This is a genomic window from Leifsonia shinshuensis (assembly GCF_031456835.1).
Classification (GTDB): domain Bacteria; phylum Actinomycetota; class Actinomycetes; order Actinomycetales; family Microbacteriaceae; genus Leifsonia; species Leifsonia shinshuensis_C.
In genome coordinates, this window is record NZ_JAVDVK010000001.1 from 1,340,868 (window position 1) to 1,359,471 (window position 18,604).

Annotated in this window: 18 protein-coding genes; 4 read left to right on the plus strand and 14 right to left on the minus strand. The window is 72.1% G+C overall.

Going from position 1 to position 18,604, the window contains the following annotated elements; all coding sequences use genetic code 11:
• Positions 1-53: 53 nt before the first annotated feature.
• Together J2W45_RS06595 and dapA are read right to left on the minus strand one after the other, a co-directional pair.
• Entirely contained in the window at positions 54-1,730 is a 1,677-nt protein-coding gene (locus tag J2W45_RS06595) for a ribonuclease J (RefSeq protein ID WP_310130006.1), read from the minus strand.
• An 82-nt stretch (positions 1,731-1,812) separates the two neighbouring features.
• Positions 1,813-2,790 (minus strand): 4-hydroxy-tetrahydrodipicolinate synthase, encoded by a 978-nt coding sequence (gene dapA / locus J2W45_RS06600; RefSeq protein ID WP_310130008.1) that lies wholly within the window; start codon positions 2,788-2,790, stop codon positions 1,813-1,815.
• Between the two features lie 178 nt (positions 2,791-2,968).
• Between dapA and J2W45_RS06605 the strand changes: the two genes are divergently transcribed.
• Complete coding sequence (locus J2W45_RS06605; RefSeq protein ID WP_310130010.1) at positions 2,969-3,394, plus strand: OsmC family peroxiredoxin; 426 nt, start codon at positions 2,969-2,971, stop codon at positions 3,392-3,394.
• A 13-nt stretch (positions 3,395-3,407) separates the two neighbouring features.
• The gene (locus tag J2W45_RS06610) at positions 3,408-4,304 is read left to right on the plus strand and encodes a TIGR01777 family oxidoreductase (RefSeq protein WP_310130011.1); all 897 of its coding nucleotides are present in this window, start codon (positions 3,408-3,410) and stop codon (positions 4,302-4,304) included.
• On the opposite strand, the gene J2W45_RS06615 is transcribed toward J2W45_RS06610, so the two are convergent.
• Positions 4,301-4,756: a tetratricopeptide repeat protein gene (locus J2W45_RS06615; RefSeq protein ID WP_310130013.1), complete on the minus strand. Its 456-nt coding sequence runs from the start codon at positions 4,754-4,756 to the stop codon at positions 4,301-4,303. The genes J2W45_RS06610 and J2W45_RS06615 overlap by 4 nt on opposite strands.
• Positions 4,753-5,559, minus strand: a complete 807-nt coding sequence (gene dapB, locus J2W45_RS06620; protein WP_310130014.1) for a 4-hydroxy-tetrahydrodipicolinate reductase — start codon at positions 5,557-5,559, stop codon at positions 4,753-4,755. The genes J2W45_RS06615 and dapB overlap by 4 nt, the downstream gene beginning before the upstream one ends.
• Before the next feature lie 68 nt (positions 5,560-5,627).
• Here dapB and J2W45_RS06625 point away from each other — a divergent pair, with 68 nt between their 5' ends.
• Positions 5,628-6,122, plus strand: a complete 495-nt coding sequence (locus tag J2W45_RS06625; RefSeq protein ID WP_310130015.1) for a GNAT family N-acetyltransferase — start codon at positions 5,628-5,630, stop codon at positions 6,120-6,122.
• 21 nt (positions 6,123-6,143) lie between these two features.
• On the opposite strand, the gene J2W45_RS06630 is transcribed toward J2W45_RS06625, so the two are convergent.
• Both J2W45_RS06630 and J2W45_RS06635 read right to left on the minus strand, forming a co-directional pair.
• Complete coding sequence (locus J2W45_RS06630; protein WP_310130017.1) at positions 6,144-6,746, minus strand: histidine phosphatase family protein; 603 nt, start codon at positions 6,744-6,746, stop codon at positions 6,144-6,146.
• Positions 6,747-6,785: 39 nt separating this feature from the next.
• Positions 6,786-8,144: a M16 family metallopeptidase gene (locus tag J2W45_RS06635; protein ID WP_310130018.1), complete on the minus strand. Its 1,359-nt coding sequence runs from the start codon at positions 8,142-8,144 to the stop codon at positions 6,786-6,788.
• 138 nt (positions 8,145-8,282) lie between these two features.
• On the opposite strand from J2W45_RS06635, the gene J2W45_RS06640 reads away from it, so the two are divergent.
• Complete coding sequence (locus J2W45_RS06640; RefSeq protein WP_310130020.1) at positions 8,283-8,867, plus strand: TetR/AcrR family transcriptional regulator; 585 nt, start codon at positions 8,283-8,285, stop codon at positions 8,865-8,867.
• A gap of 377 nt (positions 8,868-9,244) precedes the next feature.
• On the opposite strand, the gene J2W45_RS06645 is transcribed toward J2W45_RS06640, so the two are convergent.
• The 8 genes from J2W45_RS06645 to J2W45_RS06680 all read right to left on the minus strand — a co-directional run bounded on the left by J2W45_RS06645 (position 9,245) and on the right by J2W45_RS06680 (position 18,599).
• Positions 9,245-10,387 carry an aldo/keto reductase gene (locus tag J2W45_RS06645; protein ID WP_310130022.1) on the minus strand — a complete coding sequence of 381 codons (1,143 nt, stop codon included), beginning with the start codon at positions 10,385-10,387 and terminating at the stop codon, positions 9,245-9,247.
• Positions 10,388-10,728: 341 nt separating this feature from the next.
• Positions 10,729-11,562, minus strand: coding sequence for an HpcH/HpaI aldolase/citrate lyase family protein (locus tag J2W45_RS06650; RefSeq protein WP_310134940.1), 834 nt, complete (start codon positions 11,560-11,562; stop codon positions 10,729-10,731).
• A 35-nt stretch (positions 11,563-11,597) separates the two neighbouring features.
• Positions 11,598-12,140: a MaoC family dehydratase gene (locus tag J2W45_RS06655; RefSeq protein ID WP_310130024.1), complete on the minus strand. Its 543-nt coding sequence runs from the start codon at positions 12,138-12,140 to the stop codon at positions 11,598-11,600.
• Positions 12,140-12,787 carry a CoA transferase subunit B gene (locus J2W45_RS06660; protein WP_310130026.1) on the minus strand — a complete coding sequence of 216 codons (648 nt, stop codon included), beginning with the start codon at positions 12,785-12,787 and terminating at the stop codon, positions 12,140-12,142. The genes J2W45_RS06655 and J2W45_RS06660 overlap by 1 nt, the downstream gene beginning before the upstream one ends.
• The gene (locus J2W45_RS06665; RefSeq protein ID WP_310130027.1) at positions 12,784-13,545 is read right to left on the minus strand and encodes a CoA transferase subunit A; all 762 of its coding nucleotides are present in this window, start codon (positions 13,543-13,545) and stop codon (positions 12,784-12,786) included. The genes J2W45_RS06660 and J2W45_RS06665 overlap by 4 nt, the downstream gene beginning before the upstream one ends.
• A 70-nt stretch (positions 13,546-13,615) precedes the next feature.
• Complete coding sequence (locus tag J2W45_RS06670) at positions 13,616-14,821, minus strand: acyl-CoA dehydrogenase family protein (protein ID WP_310130028.1); 1,206 nt, start codon at positions 14,819-14,821, stop codon at positions 13,616-13,618.
• Positions 14,822-14,856: 35 nt separating this feature from the next.
• On the minus strand, positions 14,857-16,986 hold the full coding sequence (locus J2W45_RS06675; protein ID WP_310130030.1) for an acetyl/propionyl/methylcrotonyl-CoA carboxylase subunit alpha: 2,130 nt from the start codon (positions 16,984-16,986) through the stop codon (positions 14,857-14,859).
• A gap of 5 nt (positions 16,987-16,991) precedes the next feature.
• Positions 16,992-18,599, minus strand: coding sequence for a carboxyl transferase domain-containing protein (locus tag J2W45_RS06680; protein WP_310130032.1), 1,608 nt, complete (start codon positions 18,597-18,599; stop codon positions 16,992-16,994).
• Between the last annotated feature and the right edge of the window lie 5 nt (positions 18,600-18,604).

Genomic DNA, 18,604 nt, shown 5'->3' on the forward strand with positions numbered 1-18,604 from the left:
CGCGCCTCCGTGTTTCCGGCGGGTTACGTCCGGCCGGACGCCCGCAGCGCCCGCTACGCCTCGATGACGAGCGGCACGATCATCGGACGGCGGCGGTAGCTGGTGTTCACCCAGCGGCCGACGGTGCGGCGCACGACCTGTGACAGCGCGTGCGAGTCGCGGACGCCGTTGTGCGCGGCCTCCGCGAGCGCGGCGGCGATCTTCGGCTTGACGTCGTCGAACACCGCGTCGTCCTCCGCGAAGCCGCGCGCGTGCACCTCGGGCCCGGTGACGATGCGCCCGGAGGCCGCCTCGACGACGACGATGATGGAGATGAAGCCCTCTTCGCCGAGGATCCGGCGGTCCTTGAGGTCGGCGTCCGTGATCTCGCCGACGCTGGAGCCGTCGACGTAGACGAAGCCGAGGTCGAGCTGGCCGACCACGCGGGCGACGCCGTCGCGGAGGTCGACGACCGAGCCGTCCTCGGCGAGGATCGTGTTCTCCTCCGGCACGCCGGTGTCCATGGCGAGCCGGGCGTTGGCGACCAGATGACGGTACTCGCCGTGCACCGGCATCACGTTGCGCGGCTTCAGGATGTTGTAGCAGTAGAGCAGCTCGCCCGCGGCCGCGTGGCCGGAGACGTGCACCTTGGCGTTGCCCTTGTGCACCACGTTGGCGCCGAGCTTGGTCAGGCCGTCGATGACGCGGTACACCGCGTTCTCGTTGCCCGGGATCAGGCTGGAGGCGAGGATGACGGTGTCGCCGTGGCCGACCTCGATCTGGTGGTCGAGGTTCGCCATGCGCGCCAGGACGGCCATCGGCTCGCCCTGCGAGCCCGTCGACATGTAGACGATCTCGTCGTCCGGGAGGTCGGCCGCCTTCTTGTAGTCGATCAGGACGCCCTCCGGCACCTTGAGGTACCCGAGCTCGGCGGCGATCGTCATGTTGCGCACCATGGAGCGGCCGAGGAGTGCCACCCGGCGGCCGTTCGCGGCGGCGGCGTCGAGCACCTGCTGCACGCGGTGCACGTGGCTGGAGAAGCTCGCGACGATCACCCGGCGCGGGGCGCGGGCGATGACCGTGTCGAGCACCGGGCCGATCGAGCGCTCCAGCGGGGTGAACCCCGGAACGTCGGCGTTGGTCGAGTCGGCGAGGAAGAGGTCGACGCCCTTCTCCCCCAGCCGGGCGAACGCACGGAGGTCGGTGAGCCGGTCGTCGAGCGGCAGCTGGTCCATCTTGAAGTCGCCGGTGTGCAGCACGACGCCCGCGGGCGTGGTGATGGCGACCGCGAGCGCGTCGGGGATGGAGTGGTTGACCGCGACGAACTCGAGCGAGAACGGGCCGAGCTGCTCGACCTGTCCCTCCTTCACCGTGAAGGTGTACGGCTGGATGCGGTGCTCCTTGAGCTTCGCCTCCACGAGCGCGAGGGTCAGGCCGGAGCCGATCAGGGGGATGTCGCGCCGGAGCTTCAGCAGGTAGGGAACGGCGCCGATGTGGTCCTCGTGCCCGTGGGTGAGCACGACGCCCACCACGTCGTCGAGCCGGTCGCGGACCGGGGCGAAGTCGGGGAGGATCAGGTCGACCCCGGGCTGGTCCTGCTCGGGGAACAGCACGCCGCAGTCGACGATGAGCAGCTTGCCCTCGTATTCGAAGACGGTCATGTTGCGGCCGATCTCGCCGAGACCGCCCGTCGGGATGATGCGGAGCGTTCCTGGCTCGAGCGCGGGCGGCTCGGCGACGGGATTGGGCATGTGCCCTCCTCTTTCTGTGTTTCTGCGTGTGGGTGCGGGGCTTCGTGCTCCCGCGAATGTCTTCAGCCGCCCGCGGCGGCGGTCAGCGAGTGGTCCCGGCGATCTTCGGGAGCGCGCCGCCCGCGGCCGCGTTGCGGTCGGGACGGAAGTTCGAGAAGTCGACGCCGGGGATGTCCTTCACCAGGTCGAGCTCGTCCTCGATCTGGGCGGCCTCCCACTCCTCCGGGCCCACGAGCGGCAGTCGCACGCGCGGGCTGGAGATGCGGCCGAGGCCGTGGAGGATGTACTTGGCCGCGACGGTGCCCGGCACGTGGGTCATGACCGCGCGCACCAGCGGTTCGAGCTTCTTGTGGGCGGCGGTCGCGGTGGCGAGGTCGCCGGCGTTGACCGCGTCGACGATCTGCCGGTACGGAGTCGCCGCGATGTTTGCGGTGACCCCGATCAGGCCGCTCGCGCCGATCGACAGGTGCGGCAGCACGTTGGCGTCGTCGCCCGAGAAGTACATCAGGTCGGTCTGGTTGAGCACGCGGCTGACCTCGCTGAAGTCGCCCTTCGCGTCTTTGATGGCCAGGACATTGGGGTGCTTGGCGATGCGGAGGATGGTCTCGTAGCGGATCGGCACGCCCGTGCGGCCAGGGATGTCGTAGAGGATCACCGGCAGGTCGGTCGCGTCGGCGATCATCCGGAAGTGGGTCAGGATGCCCGCCTGCGTCGGCTTGTTGTAGTACGGGGTGACGACCATGACGCCGTCCGCCCCGGCCTTCTCGCTCTGCTGGTAGAGCTGGATGGCGTGCGCCGTCTCGTTGGAGCCGCCGCCGGTGATGATCTTGGCGCGCCCGTCGGCCACCGACTTGCCGACCTCGACCAGCCGCAGCTTCTCCGGGTCGGTCAGCGTCGACGTCTCGCCGGTGGTGCCCGTGACGACGATGCCGTCGGCGCCCGCCTGGATGACGTCGTCGATGTGCTTCTCGACCGCGGCCCAGTCCACTTCGCCGTCGGCGGTGAACGGTGTGACCAGGGCGACGAGCACCTGGCCGAACGGGTTCGCGGGGGATGACATGGCACCAGGCTATCGGTTCGCCGTCGCGGGGCGACACTTCCGCCATGTCTGTGGAAAGAGGGCGTAACTGCGTACCTGTGGGGAATCCGGCCAGCACGGGGTGACGGTGTCGGGGCCCGTCAGTAGTGTGGGTCGCGCCCGGCCGCACACGGCGGCCCGGCGTCTCGAGGAGGTCTCCATGGCAGTCACCAGCGAATCCACCACCGTCTGGAACGGCGATCTGACGAGCGGATCGGGCACGGTCACCCTCGACTCGTCCCACGCCGCCGAGCTGGCCGTCAACTGGAAGGCGCGTTCGCAGGGCGGCGCCGAGGTCACCACCCCCGAAGAGCTTCTGGGAGCCGCGCACGCAGCCTGCTTCTCCATGGCGTTCTCCAACGTGCTGGCGCAGTTCGGCAACGCGCCGGAGAGCATCCGGACGAGCGCCGCCGTCACCTTCGACCCGGCCCAGGGCATCACCGGCAGCCACCTGCGGGTCACGGCCACCGTGCCCGGCCTCTCGGAGGACGACTTCCAGCGGCTGGCCGACGAGGCCAAGAGCACCTGCCCGGTCTCGCGCGCCCTGGTCGGCATCCCGATCACCCTCGACGCGACGCTCGCCTGATCGCCGCCCGGCCATGAAGGTGCTGCTCGCCGGCGCGTCCGGCATGATCGGCGGCGAGCTGCGCGCGCAGCTCGCCGAGGCGGGTCACGAGGCGCGGCGGCTCGTCCGCCGCGAGCCGTCCGCCCCCGACGAGTTCCGCTGGGACCCGGCGGCCCGGACCGTCGACAGCGCCCTCTTCGACTGGGCGGACGGTGTGATCAACCTGTCGGGGGCCTCGCTGCAGCACCTGCCGTGGACGCGCGCGACCAAGCGCCGCATCCTCTCCTCCCGCCTGCAGGCGACCGGCACCCTCGCCGACGGGATGCGCCGCGCCGACAGCCCGCCCGCCGTCTTCGTCAGCGGTTCGGCGGTCGGCTACTACGGTGACCGGCCGGGCCAGGAGCTCACCGAGGCCGCAGGCAAGGGCCGTGGCTTCCTGTCCGACGTCGTGGACGCGTGGGAGGCGGCGGCCCGGCTCGCGCCCTCCGCGACGCGCGTCGCGCTCGCCCGGACCGGCGTCGTCGTCGGACGCGGCGGGGCGATGAAGCCGCTCCTCCCGATCGCGAAGGCGGGGCTGGCCGGTCCGCTGGGGAGCGGCCGTCAGCACTGGCCCTGGGTCAGCCTGCACGACGAGGCCGCGGCCATCGTGCACCTGCTCGGCTCCGCGCTCGAGGGGCCGGTCAACATCGCCGGACCGACACCGGCGACGGCCGGCGAGCTGGTCCGAGCGCTGGCGGAAGCGGTCCGGCGGCCGTACTTCGTCCCCGTGCCGCGGTTCGCGATCGAGCTCGCCCTGCAAGACGCCGGCAGGGAGCTGCTGCTCGCCGACCAGCTGGTCGTGCCCCGCAAGCTGCTCGACGACGGCTTCGTCTTCCGCGACGAGACCGTTCAGGATGCGATGGACCGGCTCGTGGAGGTGCGCGCGGCCTAGCGCGCCGCCTTCGCCTCCGCGCGCTCCAGCCGGATGGCCTGGCGCAGCGCCTCGCGAGCTCGTCGCCGGTCCCCCGAGGCGTCGTAGGCGAGCCCCAGCCGGAACCAGGCACGCCAGCTCTCGGGCGCAGCCTCCACCTCGGCGCGGTACTGCGGGAACTGCTCGTCCGCCGCATCCCGCAACGGCCGGCCGCTCGCCCGCGTCGGCAGGTCCTCGACCGGCAGACCGCCCTCGGCGTCGAGCCGCTTCACCAGCTGCTCGGTGCGCATCCCGAACAGCAGCTCCCGGCCGATCGCCCACGCGGCGATCACCGGCAGCACGAACAGCGCGATCCCCATCGCGACGCCGACCGGCTCCCCGGTCGCGATCAGCAGCACGGCGCGCTGGGTCACCAGCACCAGGTACACCAGGAGCAGCAGCGCCATCAGCAGCGCGGCGAGGCGGTTCCTCATCGCGTGGGGTCGGTGCCGTCGTCGCCGGCGTCGCGCACGGTCGGGCGCGGGGGCTCGCCGCTCGGCTCGGCGATACCGAGGTCGATGAGCTTGTCGAGGCCGACCGTCACCCCGGTCGCGGTCGCCGCGGCACGCAGCGCGAGCAGGATGCCGCGCTCGTACGCCTCGCCGCCGGTGGCGTCGTGGCGGATGGTCAGCTGCTCCCCCGGACCGCCGAAGATCACCTGCTGCTGGGCGCCCGCGCCGCGCATCCGGAGACTGTGGATGGGCACGCTGGCCACTTGCTGGCCGCGGGCCCGCTGGTCCGAGTGCGGCGCCTCCACCGGCCCCTTCGCGGCGCGGGCTGCTCCGATGAGCTCGGCCGTGCGGACCGCGGTGCCCGAGGGCGAGTCGACCTTGCCGGCGCCGTGCATCTCCACGATCTCGATCGAGTCGAAGAACCGCGCGGCAACGGTCGCGAACGCCGTTCCCAGAGCGGATCCCAGCGAGAAGTTCGGGATGACGACCGCGCCCCGGCCCTCGTGCTGGGCGACGCGGCGCTCCAGGTCGAGGATGCGGTCCGCCGACCAGCCGGAGGTGCCGACCAGGACGTTGAGCCCGTGGTCGACGGCGAAGGCGACGATGCCCGGGCTCACCTGCGGCAGGGTCATGTCGACCAGCACGTCGGCGCCGAGCATGTCGTCGAGGGGTGAGCGGGAGTCGAGCCGGGCCACCAGCTCCAGGTCGTCGGCCTGCTCGATCAGGCGCACCGCCACGCTTCCCAGTTTTCCAGTCGCTCCGGCGACGGCCACGCGAATGCTCACGTCCCCCAGCCTACCGTCGGGGCTGCGCCTTCACGCCGTGACCGGTGGGGCGGCTATACCCTGGGTCGATGGTGTCTTTCGCAGACGTCGCCGTCACCGACGCGACCGCCCACCGGATGCTCTCCGACTACTTCGCCGAGCGCGCCGAGACCTTCCCCTCAGTGCAGGGCGCGTACCGCACGGCCTTCCCCGACCCGGGCCAGTTCGTGGCGCCGAACGGGGTGTTCCTGCTGGCGTACGACGAGGGCGTGGAGGTCGGCTGCGGCGGCGTCCGCGAGTTGCGCGTGCCGCTCGCGGAGACCGAGGACGCCGCGCCGATCGTCCGCTACGAGATCAAGCACCTGTGGGTCGCGCCCGCCCGTCGCGGCAACGGCTACGGCCGGGCGATCCTCTCCGAGCTGGAGCAGCGGGCGCGCGGCTTCGGCGCGACCGAGGTCGTGCTCGACACCAACTCGAGCCTGGAGGCGGCCGGCGGCCTCTACCGGTCCCACGGTTATGAGAGCATCCAGCCCTACAACGACAATCCGAACGCGACCGACTGGTTCCGCAAGCGGCTCGCGTAGCGCCGCGCGGCCATTCCGGGCCTAGACCGGCTGGAGCTCCGGCAGTCCGGTGCGCAGCTCGACGGGCAGGTGCCCGAGGTCGTTGTGCACGACGAGCACCGGGGGCTTCGCCGAGCGCACGCGGATGATCGTGAGACCGCAATTGGCCTGATTGAGACCCAGCCAGCGCCAGTCCGGGGCGTCGAAGACGTGCCGAACGAACCATCCGATCACGAAGTTGTGCGTCACCAGCAGGTCGTGCCGGTCGCCCATCGCCGGGGTGAGGAACTCGTGGACGGCGTCGTCCATCTGCGCCCGCCCGGCCTCGATCTCGGCCTCGGTGACCGGACCGAAGAACGACTCGAACGCCTTCGGCATGTCCGGCGTCGGCCCCGACGGGATGCAGTCGAACAGCAGGCTGGACGGCTGCGGCTCGAGCGCGGGCATCCGCTCCGCCATGATCGCGGCCGTCTCGGCCGCGCGGTTCAGCGGCGAGTGGTACATCGAGGTGAACGGGATGCCGCTGAGCCGCTCGGCGATGAGCTGCGCCTGGCGCTTGCCGCGCGGCGAGAGCGGGCCGTCCGGCAGGCCGTGCTCGGCATCCTGCTGCTCGCCGTGGCGCACGAGGTAGAGGTAGTGGGGCACGGATGGGACCTTTCGGAAGACGGAACAGAAGGGGGCGGCTCAGGGAGCGAGACCGGCGAACACGTCGTCGGTCACGCTCCCGACCGCGGCGACGGAGACCGGCCGTCCCGCCAGGTCGGCGGCGAGGTCGCGCACATCGTCGGCGGTGACGAGGTGCAGGCGGCGGAGGCTCTCATCCAGGTCGGCGAACTCGCCCAGGGTGATCTCGGCCCGGCCGAGCCGGGACATGCGGGTGTCGGAGTCCTCCAGCGCGAGCGCGGCGCCCCCGGACAGCTGGCCGACCGCGCGGCGCAGCTCGTCGGGCGTCACACCGTCGGAGGCGAGGCGGCGAAGTTCGTCGAGCATCAGCTCGGTGACCTGGCGCGCCTTCGCGGGGGCGCATCCGGCATACAGGCCGAAGACGCCGGCGTCGGAGTAGGAGCCGGAGAACGAGTAGACGGCGTAGGCGAGGCCGCGACGCTCGCGCACCTCCTGGAACAGCCGGCTCGACATCCCGCCGCCCAGCACCGAGTTGAGCACGCTCATCGTGGTGCGGCGCTCGTCGGTCGCGATGATGCCGGGCATCCCGACGAAGAGGTTGGCCTGCTCGGTCGGACGCTGCACGGTCACGATCGCGCTGCCGCGCGTGATCTCGGCGGCGCCGCCTGCGCGGCGGTCCACCGGCTGCGCGGCGAGGTCGAGATCCCAGCCGGCGGAGACGAGGGCCTTCTCGACACCCGCGACCAGGAGGTCGTGGTCGACGGCTCCCGCGGCGGTGACCACCAGATCCTGAGGCCGGTAGTTGGCGCGGTAGTGCTCCCAGACCCCGTCGCGCGTCGCGGCGTGGATGGTGTCGGGGCGGCCGCCGATCGGCCGGCCGAGGGGATGCGCTCCGAGCACGGCCTGGAACATCCGCTCGTTCGCGACGTCGCCCGGGTCGTCCTCCGCCATCGAGAGCTCTTCGAGGATAACGCCGCGCTCGTTCTCGAACTCAGCCGGGTCGAGCACCGACGAGGTCAGCATGTCGCCGATGACCTCGACGGCCATGGCGAGGTCGCGGTCCTGCACCTTGGCGTAGTAGCAGGTGTACTCCTTGGCCGTCATCGCGTTGTGCTCCCCGCCGACCGAGTCGAACGAGACCGCGATGTCGAGCGCCGTGCGCGTGCGCGTGCCCTTGAAGAGCAGGTGCTCGAGGAAGTGGGTGGAGCCGAGGGATCCGGGATGCCCCGGCGTGCCGTCGGTCTCGTCGCGGGAGCCCACGGCGACCCAGTAGCCGAGGGTCGCGGAGCGGGCGCCGGGCACCTGCTCGCTGAGGATGCGGACGCCGCTCGGCAGGATGGTCCGGCGGACGAGAGCCTCGCCGGATGCGGCGAACGTCAGGTCGGCCACACCGAGGGGAAGGTCGACTGCGCTGTTCATCCCCTCCACCCTACGCCAGCGGGCCGCCGGGCCCCGCCTGAGAAAAAGAGGACAAACAGACTCTTCTGTCTACTGTATACTCGGATCACACGCAGCCCGGAGGCGCTATCGCCTCCCCCAGCAGAAGGAGTCGTCCGGATGGTCGTAAGTGCCCGAGCGACCATCCGGCCGCCCGCGCCGTCGAAGGTCAAGATCCTCGCGACGGCCGACGAGCTCTTCTACCAGGAGGGCATCCACACGGTCGGCGTCGACCGCATCATCGCGGGAGCCCGCGTCACCAAGGCCACCTTCTACAAGCACTACCGCTCGAAGGACCTGCTCATCATCGCCTACGTCGAGGGCCGCGACCGTCAGGTGCGCGAGTGGTTCGCCGAGGCGGAGACGAAGTACCAGGACCCGCGCGACATCGCCCGCGCCCTGGTGGATGCGATCAACGACGAGGCGGTCCGCCCCGGCTTCCACGGCGACCCCTTCATCAACGCCGCCGCCCAGTTCTCCGACGAGACCGACCCGGTGCGCGTCGCCGTCACGGCCCACCGCGACTGGTACGCCGACCGCATCGAGGAACTGTTCCGCCAGATCGGGCACCCCCGCCCGGGCGACGCGGCCGACGACCTCATCCTCGCCCGCGACGGCGCCCTCGCCGGCGGCTACGTCGGCGACCCCATCGCGGCGGGCGCCGCCCTGCACCGCGCGCTCGACCGCATCCTCGGCGAGGCGTAGGGCCCGCGGCGCTGCCGCCGCTGCCCGCCGCCCGCCGCCCGCGCTGCTGACTGCGGTGCTGCGTCACGTCTGCGCGCCGTCGCGCGGCCGCACACGTGACGTACGGGCGCCCACGCTGCCAGAGCGTCCGCCGCTCCTCCGCAGCGCGAACGAGGGGTCGCAACACGCCGTTACGGCCGCCGCATAACGGCGTGTTGAGCCCCGCGATCGCGGGATGCGCCGCGAGACGGCGGACCGGGATGCGCGGCGCGGCGCGACTGCGGCGTCGCGGAACGTGTGCGGCGCGGCGCGCGGGCGCAGACGTTACGGACGGGCGCAGACGCGCCAGCGGCGGCGCGGGCGCGGCGAGGGCGCGGCGGGGCGCGGCGCCGGGCGCGCTACTCGGAGACGCGGTCGAGGTCGAGCATCTGGGAGCGGGTGAGGCGGATGCCGGCGGCGGCCATCAGGGCGTCCACCTGGTCGGGGCGGCTGGCGCTCGCGACGGGGGCGACGATGGTGCGCTTGGCGAGCAGCCAGGCGAGCGCGATGCTCGCGGGGGCGACGCGGTGCTCGGCGGCGATGCGGTCGAGCACGGCCAGGACGCGCTGGCCGCGACGGTTCACGTAGGCGGACGCACGGACGCTCCGGGCGCCGGCCGTCAGGTCGCTCTTTGTGCGGTACTTGCCGGTCAGGAAGCCGTTCGCCAGCGCGTAGTACGGCATCACGGCGAGACCCTGGGCGGCGGCGACGATCCGCGGCGCGCTCTCGAACTCGGTGCGGTGCATCAGGTTGTACTGGTTCTGGATGGCGACGAACTTCGGCAGACCGGCGGACGCCAGGATGCGAGCCTCGATCAGGCGGTCCGCGCTGAAGTTCGAGGCGGCCAGGTAGCGCACCTTGCCGCTCTCGATCAGCCACTCGGCCGTCGCGAGGCTGTCCTCCAGCGGCGTCTCGGGGTCGTCGTCGTGGAAGTACAGCAGGTCGATGTGGTCCGTCTTCAGCCGTTCGAGCGACGCCTCCACGGCGCGGACGATGCTGACGGAGCCGAGGCCGGGGTTCTCCTGGTGGCGTCCGACCTTCGTGGCGACGACGACGCGGTCGCGGTTGCCGCGCTCGCGCATCCACGAACCGATCAGCAGCTCGCTGCGGCCCCCGACGTAGCTGTCGGCGGTGTCGATGAAGTCACCGCCGAGCTCGGCGAAGCGGTCGAGGATGGCGAACGAGGTGTCGCCGTCGGCTGTCCAGCCGAAGACGCTCGCGCCCAGCGACAGCGGGTACACGGCCATGTCGCTCTCGCCGATGCGGCGCTTGGCGATGATGGACAGCGGGCCGGTGCTCTCGATCGCCGGGTCGACGTCGATCACGCCGGTCGGCGGTTCGGCCGTGCCGGAGCGGGCCAGCTCGCGCCGCGAGGGCGCCGCCGGGGCCTTCCGGCGGGCGACCGTCCGAGTCGGTGCGGACGCGGCGGCGGAACCGGCCGCGGCGACATCGGTAGCGGCAGCCGCGGCAGCCGCGGCAGCCGCGGCAGCGGAATCGGCCACGACGCCATCGACAACAGACGCGGCCGAAGGCGCGGAGGCAACAGACGCAGCGTCGACCGCCGACGCGTCGGCATCAGCGGATGCGGACACGGCGGCCGCCGCAGCCGCAGCCCGCCGGCTCTCCGAACTCCGCAACCCGACCGACTCGAGCAGGCGCAGGGGAAGCAGCTGTGGCATCTCTCCCCCTCCCCGACGTACCCGTCTCGCCTCGTCCTCAGTGCTCACTCGAATCGATTCGAGACCGTTCGATTCCCTAGTGAACACTTGCAGATTACGTCATGCCACCGACGTGGGAAGGACGAAACGGGTGAACCTCGGAGGAAACCTTGGTCACAGTTTCATCACGAACGGCGGAGCACCGCCCGGGCGTGCGCGAGCACCGGTCCGTCGACCATCCGGCCGTCGTACCGGAACACTCCCCGGCCCGCTTCTTCGGCCGCCGCGAGCAGCGCGCGGGCGGCCTCCACCTCGTCCGGATCGGGCCGGTACGCGGCGCGGATCGTCTCCACCTGACCGGGGTGGATGCACGCGGTCGCCGCGAATCCGACGGCCACCGCATCCTCCGCCTCGGCCGCGAGACCGGCCAGGTCGGCGATGTCGAGATGGACCGTGTCGACGGCGTGGATGCCGGCGGCGGCCGCCGCGAGCAGCACCGACGACCGCGCGTGGCGGGCGACATCGCGGTACGTCCCGTCCGCGTGCCTGCTGGAGGTTCCGCCGAGCGAGGCGACGAGGTCCTCCGCGCCCCACATCAGTGCAAGAACGGACCGCTGCCGAGCGAGCGTGGGTGCCGCGAGCACTCCGGCGGCCGTCTCGCACAGCGCGATGACGTCGTAGCGGTCGAGGGCCGCGAGGTCGGCGGCCGATTCGGCCTTCGGGAGCATGACGGCGCGGTAGGGGGTGGCTGCCAGTGCCGAGAGGTCGGCGGCGTGGTCGTCGCTGCTCGCGGGATTGACACGGACGATCACCCGCGACGGGTCGAGGTCCGACGCGACCAGCGCCTCCCGGGCGTCCGCGCGCCGGACGGGATCGACGGCGTCCTCGAGGTCGAGGATCACCGCATCCGCGCGCTCCAGCGCCTTGGCGTACCGCTCGGGCCGGTCGGCCGGGCAGAACAGCAGCGCCGGCCCCCACGGGAACGGCCGCGCCGCGCCCGGCCCATCCGCGCCCGGCACGCCCCTGCCCGCGACGAACGCAGCCCCCTCCCCCGTCACAGGATCCCGTCCGGCTCCGCCGCGCCCGGGTCGAGGGCGTCCGCGTCGCGCGCCGGGTCCGACGGCACCGACGCCGCATCCCGGCACCACACCATGACCTGGCGGGTCGCCGTCGCGACGATCACCCCGTCCTGGTTGCGCCCGGTGTGCTCCAGCGTCACGATGCCCTGGCCGGGGCGGGATGCGGACAGCCGCTTGGCCAGCACGACCGTCTCCGAGTACAGCGTGTCGCCGTGGTGCAGCGGATGCGGGAAGCTCACCTCGCTGAAGCCGAGATTCGCGACGATCGTGCCCTGCGTGAGCTGCGTCACCGAGGCGCCGACGATCGTCGCCAGCGTGAACATGGAGTTGACCAGCCGCTCCCCGAACGGCTGGCGGGCCGACCAGGCGGCGTCCAGGTGCAGCGCCTGCGTGTTCATCGTCAGGGTGGTGAAGAGGACGTTGTCGGCCTCCGTCACCGTGCGGCCCGGCCGGTGCAGGTAACGCGTGTCCGGCTCGAACTCCTCGTAGTAGAGCCCGCGCTGCTCGATCTCGCGCATCAGGCCGCCTCCTCCAGGTCCACGCGGAGCGGCGCTCCGGTCGCCGCGACCACCTCATCCACCGTCACACCCGGCGCGGTCTCGCGCAGCACCAGCCCGTCGTCGGTGACGTCGATCACGGCGAGGTCGGTGATGATCCGGTCCACGCATCCGGTGCCGGTGAGCGGGAGGGTGCACTCGCGCAGGATCTTCGTCCGCCCCTCCTTGTCGACGTGCTCCATCATGACGATGAGCCGTTTCGCGCCGAACACCAGGTCCATCGCGCCGCCCATCCCCTTCACCATCTTGCCGGGGATCATCCAGTTGGCGAGGTCGCCGGTCTCGGACACCTCCATCGCCCCGAGCACGGCCAGGTCGACGTGGCCGCCGCGCACCATCCCGAACGACAGCGACGAGTCGAAGAAGGCGGCGCCGCGGTTCACTGTGACGGTCTCCTTGCCCGCGTTGATGAGGTCCGGGTCGACGGCGTCGTCGGCGGGGTACGGGCCGACGCCGAGCACGCCGTTCTCCGAGTGCAGGATGACCTCGACGCCTTCCGGGATGTAGTTCGGGATGAGCGTCGGCATCCCAATGCCGAGGTTGACGTACTGGCCGTTGCGGAGCTCCTTCGCCACGCGCGCGGCGAGCTCGGTGCGGGTGAGGCTCATCGTGCGCTCCCTCCGGCGACGGTGCGCCGCTCGATCCGCTTCTCCACGTCGGGCGCGTGGACGACGCGCTGCACGAAGATGCCCGGGCAGTGCACCTGGCCGGGGTCGAGCTCGCCCGGCTCGACCAGCTCCTCCACCTCGGCGATGGTGATGCGGCCGGCCATCGCGGCCAGCGGGTTGAAGTTCATGGCCGCGGCGTGGAAGACGAGGTTGCCGTGCCGGTCGCCTTTCGCCGCGTGCACCAGCGCGAACTCCGGCCGGAGCGAGTGCTCGAGCACGTACTCGGCTTCGTCGAAGGTGCGCACCTCCTTGGGCTCGCTGGCGACCGCCACCGACCCGTCCGGCGCATAGCGGCGCGGCAGGCCGCCGACGGCGATCTGCGTTCCGACGCCCGCCGGTGTGTAGAAGGCCGGGATGCCGGCGCCCCCCGCGCGGAGCTTCTCGGCGAGCGTGCCCTGCGGAGTGAGCTCCACCTCCAGCTCGCCGGAGAGGAACTGCCGGGCGAACTCCTTGTTCTCGCCGACGTACGAGCTGATCATCTTGCGGATGCGGTGCTCGGCGAGCAGCAGCCCGAGACCCCAGTCGTCCACACCGCAGTTGTTGCTCACGACCTCCAGGTCGGTCGTCCCCGACTCCAGCAGCGCCTGGATGAGCGCGCTCGGGATGCCGCACAGCCCGAATCCGCCGACGGCCAGGGTGCTGCCGTCCGGGATGTCGGCGACCGCCTCCGCGGCCGTCGCCACCGTCTTGTCGATCATCCGTCCTCCTCCTCGTCGAGGTCGCGCGGCCCGCGGGCGGAGGTCCGCCTGCGGGCCGCGCCGGTCCAGGCTAGGCGCTGAAGCCCAGCGCGCGCGAGATCACCAGCATCTGCACTTCGCTCGTGCCCTCGCCGATCTCCAGGATCTTCGAGTCGCGGTAGTGCCGCGCCACCGGGTTCTCGTTCATGAACCCGTAGCCGCCGAAGATCTGGGTCGCGTCGCGGGCGTTGTCCATGGCCGCCTCGCTGCCGACCAGCTTGGCGATGGAGGCCTCCATCTTGAACGGCCGGCCGGCCATCAGCTTGAAGGCCGCGTCGTAGTAGGCGAGGCGGGCGGTGTGGACGCGGGCCTGCATACGCGCGATCTTGAAGGCGATGTGCTGGTTGGAGCCGATCGGCCGGCCGAAGACATTGCGGCTCTTGGCGTAGCGGATGGCCTCCTCCAGGCAGCCCTGCGCCGCACCCGTGCAGAGGGCGGCGAACGCGACACGGCCCTCGTCGAGGGTCTGGACGAAGTTGGCGTAGCCGCGACCGCGCTCCCCCAGCAGGTTCTTCGCGGGGACGTGCACGTCGGTGAGCGTCAGCGGGTGCGTGTCGGAGGTGTGCCAGCCGACCTTGTCGTAGACGGGCTCGGCGACGAAGCCGGGCGTCCCGGACGGGACGATGATCGCGGAGAGCTCCTTCTTGATCGACCCGTCGGCACGGCGCTCCTCGCCGGTCACGGCGGTGATCGTGACCAGCCGCGTGATCTCGGAGCCGGAGTTGGTGATGAACTGCTTGGTGCCGTTGATCACCCATTCGCCGTCGCGCAACACCGCCGTCGTCTTGGTGCCGGACGCATCCGACCCCGCCTCGGCCTCCGTGAGCCCGAAGCCGGCGAGCGCCTCCCCCTTCGCGAGCATGGGCAGCCACTGCTGCTTCTGCTCCTCGGAGCCGCTGCGGAAGATCGGCATCGCGCCGAGGCCGACGCCGGCCTCCAGGGTGACGCCGATGGACTGGTCGACGCGGCCGAGCTGCTCGACCGCGAGGCACAGCGACAGGTAGTCCTTGCCCTGTCCGCCGTACTCGACCGGGAAGGGGAGGCCGAACAGGCCCATCCGGCCCATCTCGGCGATGATGTCGTACGGCAGGCTGCGCTTGGTGTCGTACTCGTACGCGGCGGGGGCGACGACGGTGTCCGCGAAGTCGCGCACCTCGTCCCGCAGGCGGCGCTGCTCGTCGGTGAGCTCGAAGCCGGCCACTTCGGTGTCGGCCGGGCGGTCCATCTGCATGGTCATCGGATTCCTGTCTCTTCCTGTGGCTCTCGTGGGGCCTATCGCTGTGCGGCGGCCGGTGGTGCCGGCTCCGCGTCCGCCTCCTGGGGCGGCACATCGGTGGTGGGGATGTCGGTGGTGGCGTCATCGGCGGTGGCGTCGTCGGCGGCGTCGTCGTCCGCGTCGACCCGGGCGACCAACTGGTCGAGCCGCACCAGGTCGCCGGGGGCGACGTGCACGGTCACGGTGCCCGCGACGGGCGCGACCAGGCGGTGCTCCATCTTCATCGCCTCGACGATGACGACGGTGTCCCCGGCCGCGACCCGTGCGCCTCCCTCGACCGGCACGGCGACGACCGTCCCGGGCATGGGCGAGCGGAGCTCGGGATGCGCAGCCGCGTCACCGCGGTCGAGCGCGGCGAGCCGCTCGGCGAGCCGGGTGGCCCGGTCGCGCAGGCGCAGCGGGCGGGCGCGTCCGTCGCGCGCCAGCCACACGGTCGCGCCGTCGCGGGCGACGTCGAAGCGCAGCGTGCGGCCGTCGAGGTCGAGCAGGGCGACGGCGGGCTCGCCGGGATGCTGCGGGTCGCGCAGGCGGAGCGCGGCCGGTCGCGCGTCCCCGTCCGCGATGGCGACGCGGGCCGCTTCGGGCGGCCCCTCGACCGTGACGGTGACGCCGTCCACGTCGTAGCGCACCGGGCGCGGGCGGCCGAGCCGCCATCCCGTGGGCGCCGCCCACAGCGGAGCGACCGCGGCGGACTCCTGCGACCGATCGTGGTGGGCCAGCAGCGCTGCGCCGACCAACTCGTCCTCGCTCGCGGCCGTGGGCGCGCGCTCGGAGAACCGGCGGTCGATCAGCGTGGTGTCCATCCGCCCGGCGACCACGTCGTCGTCCGCGACCAGGTCGGCCAGCCACGAAACGTTCGAGACCGAGCCGAGGATGCTCGTGGCGGCGAGCGCGCCGCGCAGCCGCGCGAGCGCCTGGTCGCGGTCGTCGCCCCAGGCGATCACCTTGGCGAGCATGGGGTCGTAGTCGGTGACGATCGGGACGCCGGCGGCGATGCCGCTGTCGACGCGGATGCCCTCTCCCGACGGTTCGCGGAGGGCGAGCACGCGCCCTGCCGCCGGGAGGAAGCCGCGCTCCGGGTCCTCCGCGTAGACGCGCGCCTCGACGGCGTGCCCGTGCAGCCGCACATCGGCCTGCCCGAACGACAGCGGCTCCCCCGCGGCGATCCGCAGCTGCTGCTCCACCAGGTCGAGCCCGGTCACCAACTCTGTGACGGGATGCTCGACCTGGAGCCGCGTGTTCATCTCCATGAAGAAGAACTCGTCCGGCGACTCGGCCGACACCAGGAACTCGACGGTCCCGGCCCCCGTGTAGCCGACGCTGGCCGCGACGCGGCACGCGGCCTCGCCGATGCGCGCTCGGGTGGTCTCGTCGAGCAGCGGGGACGGCGCCTCCTCGATCACCTTCTGGTGACGGCGCTGGAGCGAGCACTCCCGCTCGCCGAGGTGCACGATCCCGCCGTGGCGGTCGGCCAGCACCTGCACCTCGATGTGCCGCGGCGACGACACGAGCCGTTCGAGGAACAGGGTGTCGTCGCCGAACGCCGCGGCGGCGACGCGCCGGGCGGCGCGCAGCGCTTCCGGCAGCTCGTCCGCCGAGCGCACGGCCTGCATCCCCTTGCCGCCGCCGCCCGCGGACGGCTTGACGAGCACGGGGTACCCGATCCGCTCCGCCGCCGCGATCAGGTCGTCGTCGCCCAGACCCGGCTCCGCGATGCCCGGGATGGTCGGCACGTCGTACTCGGCGACCGCGTGCTTCGCGGTGATCTTGTCGCCCATGACCTCGAGCGCGTGCACGCCGGGTCCGACGAACACGATGCCCGCCCGCTCGCACGCCTCGGCGAGCGCGGGGTTCTCGGAGAGGAACCCGTAGCCGGGATGCACGGCCTCGGCGCCGGTGCGCCGCGCGGCCTCCACGATGGCGTCGACGTCGAGGTAGCTCTCGCGCGCCGCAGCGGGACCGATGCGCATGGCGACGTCGGCGAGCGCCACGTGCGGGGCGTCCCGGTCCGCGTCGCTGTAGACGGCGACCGAGCGGATGCCGAGCCGCTGCAGGGTGCGGATGACGCGGCACGCGATCTCGCCGCGGTTGGCGACGAGCACGGTGGAGAAGGGGGTCCTGGTCACGGGGATCACATCCGGAAGAGGCCGAAGGCCGTGTCGGGGAGCGGCGAGCGCGCGATCACGTCGAGGGCGAGCCCGAGCACCGTGCGGGTGTCGGCCGGGTCGATCACGCCGTCGTCCCAGAGCCGGGCGGTGGAGTAGTACGGGTTGCCCTGCTCCTCGTACTGGGCGGCGATCGGGGCTCGGAACTCGGCTTCGTCCTCGGCGGACCAGTCCTCGCCCCGCGCCTCCAGCTGGTCGCGCTTGACCGTGGCCAGCACGCTCGACGCCTGCTGGCCTCCCATCACCGAGATGCGCGCGGCGGGCCACATCCACAGGAATCGCGGTGAGTACGCGCGGCCGCACATCGAGTAGTTGCCCGCCCCGAACGAGCCGCCGATCACGACGGTCAGCTTGGGGACGCGGGTGGTGGCGACCGCGGTGACCATCTTGGCGCCGTTCTTGGCGATGCCACCGGCCTCGTAGTCGCGGCCGACCATGAAGCCGTTGATGTTCTGCAGGAAGAGTAGCGGGATGCCGCGCTGGTCGCACAGCTCGATGAAGTGCGCGCCCTTCAGGGCCGATTCGCTGAACAGCACGCCGTTGTTGGCGACGATGCCGACCGGGTGGCCGTGGATGCGCGCGAACCCGGTGACGAGCGTCGTGCCGTAATCGGGCTTGAACTCCTCGAACCCGCTGCCGTCGACGATCCGCGCGATCACCTCGTGCACGTCGTAGGGCGCCTGCACGTCGACCGGGACGACGCCGTACAGCTCGTCCGGGTCGGCGGCGGGCGCGGTCGCGGGCAGCACCTGCCAGGCCGGCTCAGCGGGCGGCGGGAGCGTCGCGACGATGTCGCGGACGATGGCGAGCGCGTGCTCGTCGTCCTCGGCCAGGTGGTCGACCACGCCGGAGGTCCGCGCGTGCAGGTCGCCCCCGCCCAGCTCCTCGGCGGTGACGATCTCGCCGATGGCCGCCTTCACGAGCGGCGGCCCGCCGAGGAAGATCGTGCCCTGGTTGCGGACGATCACCGTCTCGTCGCTCATCGCGGGCACGTAGGCGCCTCCCGCGGTGCAGGAGCCGAGCACGGCGGCGATCTGCGGGATCTTCGCGGCGGACAGCCGCGCCTGGTTGTAGAAGATGCGGCCGAAGTGGTCGCGGTCCGGGAACACCTCGTCCTGCATCGGCAGGAAGGCGCCGCCGGAGTCGACCAGGTAGATGCAGGGCAGCCGGTTCTCGAGCGCGACCTCCTGCGCCCGCAGGTGCTTCTTCACGGTCATCGGGTAGTACGTGCCGCCCTTGACCGTGGCGTCGTTGCACACGATCATCACGTGGCGGCCGGCGACGAGGCCGATCCCGGCGATCACGCCGGCGGCGGGGCTCTCGTCGCCGTACATCCCGGTCGCGGCCAGCGGCGCCAGCTCGAGGAACGGACTCCCCTCGTCGAGCAGCGCGTCGATGCGGTCGCGGGGCAGGAGCTTGCCGCGTGCGACGTGGCGTTCGCGGGCGCGCTCCGGGCCGCCCGCCGCGGCGACCTGCAGCCGCCGCCGGAGGTCGGCGACGAGCTCGCGCTGGTCGACGTCGTTCTGCTCGAACCGGGCGTCCGTGGCGGACGCCTCGCTGGTCAGGGTCGGCATACTGC